Source organism: Streptomyces sp. WELS2 (assembly GCF_013870595.1).
Classification (GTDB): domain Bacteria; phylum Actinomycetota; class Actinomycetes; order Streptomycetales; family Streptomycetaceae; genus Streptomyces.
The window spans coordinates 1-5,036 of the sequence record NZ_JACBWZ010000461.1; the positions used below are offsets into that span (position 1 = coordinate 1).

Sequence of the window (5,036 nt, forward strand, 5' to 3'; positions counted from 1 at the left end):
GCCGGGGGCGGCCGTGGTGATCCGGGCGAGGGCGCGGGCCAGGCCGTGCAGGGAGATGGCGAACAGCGGGGCGCCGCAGCCGTCCACGGTGACCCGGGCGGCCCGCTGGCCGGTCAGGTCCTCGACGGTGGCGGCGATCTTCCGCTGGAGCGGGTGCGCCGGGTCGAGGTAGTCGTCCAGGGACCAGCCGTTGAGCTTGGCCGTCCACAGCATGGCGGCGTGCTTGCCGGAGCAGTTCTGGGCGAGCCGCGAGGGCATGCGGCCCTCCCGCACCCAGGCGTCCCGGACGACCGGGTCGAACGGCATGTCGGGCACGTTGCGCAGGTCGTCCTCGGCGAGGCCGGCGAGTTCCAGGATGCGCCGGGTGCCGGCCAGGTGCCGCTCCTCGCCGGAGTGGCTGGCGGCGGCCAGCGACAGCAGTTCGCCGTCGAGCGGCAGCCCGGCCCGCAGCATGGCCACGGCCTGGACCGGCTTGAGGGCCGAGCGCGGGTAGAAGGCCGCCTCGATGTCGCCGAGCTGGAAGCGCACCCGGCCGCCGCCGTCGAGGACGACGACGGAGCCGTAGTGGATGCCCTCGACGACCCCGCCGCGCACGAGGTGGGCGACGGGGGCGTGGAGGGGTTCGCGGACGAAGGGGGCGTCGGCGGGGGAACTGCTGTACATCACTGCCTGTATCAGGGGGTCGGGGTCGGCCGGGGCGCGGGTCACGCGCCGGCGCCGGTGGAGGTGCGGGTCACACGGCCGCGGACGGCGTACCAGCCCGCGACCAGCGCTGCGACGATCAGCGGCAGACAGAGCACGGTGGTGCGTCCGGCGCCGCCGTCGGCGTACATGAGGACCACGACGGAGGCGAGGAACGCCAGCGTCACGAGTTCGGTCCAGGGGGAGCCCGGCAGCCGGTAGGCCGGCCGGGACAGGTCGCCCTGCCGGGTCTTCCGCCAGAAGAGCAGGTGACAGACCATGATCATGGCCCAGGTGGCGAGGATGCCGATCGCCGCGAAGTTGAGGACGATCTCGAACGCCTCGGCGGGGACCACGTAGTTCAGGCCCACGCCGAGCACGCAGATCCCGCTGGTGAGCAGGATGCCGCCGTAGGGGACCTGGCTGCGGCTCATCCTCGCGGTGAAGGCGGGGGCGGAGCCGCTCATCGCCATGGAGCGCAGGATGCGGCCGGTGGAGTAGAGGCCGGAGTTCAGCGACGACAGGGCCGCGGTCAGGACGACCAGGTTCATCACGCCGCCGGCCGCCGGGACACCGATGTTCGACAGGACCGTGACGAAGGGGCTCTGGCCGGCGGAGTACTTGTTCCACGGGAGGAGCATCGACAGCAGGACGACCGAGCCGACGTAGAAGACGCCCACCCGCCACATGATCGAGTTGATCGCCTTCGGCATGATCTTCTCGGGGTTCTCGGTCTCGCCGGCGGCGACACCGACCAGCTCGACGGAGGCGTAGGCGAAGACGACGCCCTGGATGATCAGCAGCATGGGCAGCAGGCCGTGCGGGAACAGGCCGCCGTTGCCGGTGATCAGGGCGGGGCCGGGGTGGTGGCCGTCGACGGGGTGCTGGGTGACCAGCAGGTAGATGCCGATGCACATGAACACGAGGAGCGCGCCGACCTTGACGATCGCGAACCAGAACTCCAGTTCGCCGAAGATCTTGACCGATATGAGATTGACGGTCAACACGACCGCGAGGGCGATCAATGCGATCAACCATTGCGGGATGTCGGAGAACATCCCCCAGTAATGGGTGTAGGTGGCGACCGCCGTGATGTCGGCGATACCGGTCGTCGCCCAGTTGAGGAAGTACATCCAGCCCGCGGTGTAGGCGCCCTTCTCGCCCAGGAACTCCCGGGCGTACGACACGAAGGCGCCGGAGGACGGGCGGTAGAGGACGAGTTCGCCCAGGGCGCGGACGACCAGGAAGGCGAAGACGCCGCAGACGGCGTACGCGATGAAGAGAGAGGGCCCGGCGTCGGCGAGCCGGCCGCCCGCGCCGAGGAACAGGCCGGTGCCGATGGCACCGCCGATGGCGATCATGTTGACATGCCGGTGTTTCAGGCCCTTGCTGTAGCCGGCGTCCCCGGCGTCGACATGGCCGGTCGAGGGGCGCGTCTCGTCTTTGAGGTGCTGTTCGCTCACGCCTCGGCTCCGCCTTCTTCCATGAGGGGGTTCGTCCGCTGGGGACGCACGATGTCGGTGAGGGTCGTCTCGACGCGGTCCAGGTGGTGGCTCATGGCCTCGACGGCGTCGTGCTCGCTGCCGTCGACCAGCGCCTCGACGATCGCCCGGTGCTCGCGGTTGGACTGCTCCCGGCGGCCGCCCAGCTCGTTGAGGAAGGCCGACTGACGCGCCAGTGCGTCGCGGATCTCCTCGATGACCCGGCGGAAGACCGGGTTCTGGGCGGCCTCGGCCACGGCGAGGTGGAAGAGGGTGTCCATCGCGACCCAGGCGGTGGTGTCCGTCTCCCGCTCCATGCGGTCGAGCAGATGGGCCAGGTGGTCCAGGTTCTCCGGGGTGCGGCGCACGGCCGCGTATCCGGCGACCGGGATCTCGATGTGCCGGCGCACCTCCAGCAGGTCGCTGGCCGCGTAGTCGCCGAAGGTGGGGTCCTCGACGGTGTTCGCGACCACGAAGGTGCCCTTGCCGGTGCGGGAGACCGTCAGGCCCATGGTCTGCAGCGCGCGCAGCGCTTCGCGGAGCACGGGCCGGGACACCTCGAGGGTGCGGCACAGCTCGGCTTCGGAAGGGAGCTTGTCGCCGATGGCGTACCGGTCGCTCTCGATGGCGCCGCGAAGGTGGTCGAGTACCGCTTCCATCGCACTGACGCGCCGGGGGACGAGACCACCTGTCTGGCTGTCTGACAGGTTCACGGGAGCGATCCTGCGGGGTGCGGGCAGACACTGTCAAGGTGTGCGGTAATAAAAGATTCACGGGGTGCGGTGCCTGAATGCAGGCATCCACACCCCGTGGGTGAGCAGCGGTTGCGGTTCAGCCGCCGAGCGTCCCGGTGGCGAGCAGGCCGAGCAGGAGCACACCGACGACGATCCGGTAGATCACGAAGGCGTTGAAGGAGTGCTTGGCGACGAACTTCAGCAGCCAGGCGATGGAGGCGTAGGCGACCACGAACGACACGACCGTGCCGACGGCGAGCGGAGCGGCTCCGACCCCCGCGCCGAGGGCGTCCTTCAGCTCGTACAGGCCGGCGCCGGTCAGCGCGGGGATGCCCAGGAAGAAGGACAGCCGGGTGGCGGCGACGCGGTCCAGGTCCAGGATGAGCGCGGTGGACATGGTGGCGCCGGAGCGCGAGAAGCCCGGGAAGAGCAGCGCGAGGATCTGCGAGCAGCCGACCCACATCGCGTCCTTGAAGGAGGTGTCGTCCTCACCGCGCTTGTGCCGGCCCATCTGGTCGGCGGCCCACATCACGCCGGAGCCGATGATCAGCGAGCCGGCGACCACCCACAGGGAGGCGAGCGGGCCGTCGATCAGCGGCTTGGCGGCCAGGCCCACCACCACGATCGGGATGGTGGCGGCGATCACCCACCAGGCGAACTTGTAGTCGTGGTGGTACCGCTCCTCACGGTCGGCCAGGCCGCGGAACCAGGCGGTGACGATCCGCCGGATGTCCTTGAAGAAGTACACCAGCACGGCGGCGATGGCGCCGACCTGGATGACGGCGGAGAACCCGACGACGGACGAGTCGTCGACGGGGATGTCCATGAGCCCTTCGGCGATCTTGAGGTGTCCGGTGGAGGACACCGGGAGGAACTCGGTCACCCCCTCGACTACTCCGAGGACGACGGCCTGACCGACGGAGATGGCACTCATGGGATCCAGTTCTGGGGACTAGTTGGTCGACAGTGCTGTAGACAGTACTCACTGTTCCGGGCCGGGCGGCACGCGCCTAGGTCCACAGGAGACCGGCGAGTGAGACTCCGGTGAAAGCCGCGGCCAGCCCCGCCGCCACACTCGCCACGACGTTCCCGGCAGCGTAGAGGCCGGAGCCGGCCTCGGTCAGCCGGAGGGTCTCGTAGGAGAAGGTCGAGTACGTCGTCAGCGCGCCGCACAGCCCGGTGCCCAGCAGAAGCCGCAGGTGGGGACCGGCGACGCCGGCGGAGGCGGCACCCGTGACCAGCCCGAGGACCAGGCAGCCGACGACGTTCACCACGAAGGTGCCCCAGGGGAAGAGCGAGTCGTGCCGGGCCTGCACGGCGCGGTCGGTGAGGTAGCGCAGGGGCGCGCCGACCATGGCGCCCGCGACGACCAGCAGCCAGTTCACAACGACTTCTTACCCTCCGGGTCCGTTTCGTCCGGGCCGTCGCAGGCCTCTGTCCACCGGACGACCTCGCACGCGTCCAGGGTCACCAGGCCCCCGTCGGCCAGTTCGCCGAGCCGGGGCAGGAACGCCCGGATCCGCTCCTCGGTGTCCACCACGACCACCGCGACCGGCAGGTCCTCGCTGAGGGACAGCAGCCGGGAGGTGTGGATGCGGGAGGAGGCGCCGTAGCCCTCGATGCCCCTGAAGACGCTGGCGCCGGCGAGTCCGGCGGCGTGCGCGCGGTGGACGATCTCGGAGTAGAGGGGCCGGTGGTGCCAGGTGGCGTTCTCGCCGACGTAGACGGTCAGCCGCAGGGCGCGGAAGGTGCGGAGGGTCATCGCCGCCTCCGGGCTCGTCGCCGCACGCCGGCTCATCGCCGCCTCCCGGCGAAGACCCGGCGGGCGGCGGCCGAGGCCAGCCACACCGCGGCGAGGGCCGCGCACAGTGTCGCGGCCAGATAGGCGAGTGCCGGGCCGGGACGGCCGTCGCCGGCCAGCCCGCGGATGTCGACCGCGTAGGTGGAGAAGGTGGTGTAGCCGCCGAGCACGCCGGTGCCGAGGAACGGCCGCAGCAGCCGGTGGGCGGCCCACACGTCGGTGACGAGGACCATGAGCACGCCCATGGCGGCGCAGCCGGAGACATTGGTCCAGAAGGTCGCCCAGGGGAAGCCGGCCGCGTGGTCGGGCCACACATACAGTCAACTCAAGACCGACGTG

At 70.5% G+C, this 5,036-nt stretch carries 6 protein-coding genes and 1 pseudogene; all 7 read right to left on the reverse strand.

Translation table 11 applies throughout. The annotated features are described in order from the left end of the window. A partial coding sequence (locus tag H5J33_RS23180; RefSeq protein WP_181796835.1) for an asparaginase occupies positions 1 to 663 on the reverse strand: 663 nt, incomplete at its 3' end. 41 nt (positions 664 to 704) lie between these two features. Beyond that, positions 705 to 2,144, reverse strand: coding sequence for an amino acid permease (locus H5J33_RS23185; protein ID WP_181796836.1), 1,440 nt, complete (start codon positions 2,142 to 2,144; stop codon positions 705 to 707). After that, positions 2,141 to 2,821, reverse strand: a complete 681-nt coding sequence (locus tag H5J33_RS23190; protein ID WP_181796837.1) for a FadR/GntR family transcriptional regulator — start codon at positions 2,819 to 2,821, stop codon at positions 2,141 to 2,143. Before H5J33_RS23190 ends, H5J33_RS23185 begins: the two co-directional genes overlap by 4 nt. A 172-nt stretch (positions 2,822 to 2,993) precedes the next feature. Then, positions 2,994 to 3,830 (reverse strand): undecaprenyl-diphosphate phosphatase, encoded by an 837-nt coding sequence (locus H5J33_RS23195; RefSeq protein ID WP_181796838.1) that lies wholly within the window; start codon positions 3,828 to 3,830, stop codon positions 2,994 to 2,996. A gap of 76 nt (positions 3,831 to 3,906) precedes the next feature. Beyond that, a complete protein-coding gene (crcB, locus tag H5J33_RS23200) occupies positions 3,907 to 4,281 on the reverse strand; it encodes a fluoride efflux transporter CrcB (RefSeq protein WP_181796839.1) in 375 nt (124 codons plus the stop codon). Then, the gene (locus H5J33_RS23205; RefSeq protein ID WP_181796840.1) at positions 4,278 to 4,658 is read right to left on the reverse strand and encodes a DUF190 domain-containing protein; all 381 of its coding nucleotides are present in this window, start codon (positions 4,656 to 4,658) and stop codon (positions 4,278 to 4,280) included. Before H5J33_RS23205 ends, crcB begins: the two co-directional genes overlap by 4 nt. A 32-nt stretch (positions 4,659 to 4,690) precedes the next feature. Continuing rightward, positions 4,691 to 5,008 (reverse strand): annotated as a pseudogene (locus H5J33_RS23210) (fluoride efflux transporter FluC); the annotation flags it as partial. Positions 5,009 to 5,036: the final 28 nt, after the last annotated feature.

What these genes read in the sequence shown, in the direction of transcription:
- H5J33_RS23195 (WP_181796838.1), bottom strand. Translation starts at nt 3,830, where the DNA reads ATGAGTGCCATCTCCGTCGGTCAGGCCGTCGTCCTCGGAGTAGTCGAG.
- H5J33_RS23190 (WP_181796837.1), bottom strand. Translation starts at nt 2,821, where the DNA reads ATGGAAGCGGTACTCGACCACCTTCGCGGCGCCATCGAGAGCGACCGG.
- H5J33_RS23205 (WP_181796840.1), bottom strand. Translation starts at nt 4,658, where the DNA reads ATGACCCTCCGCACCTTCCGCGCCCTGCGGCTGACCGTCTACGTCGGC.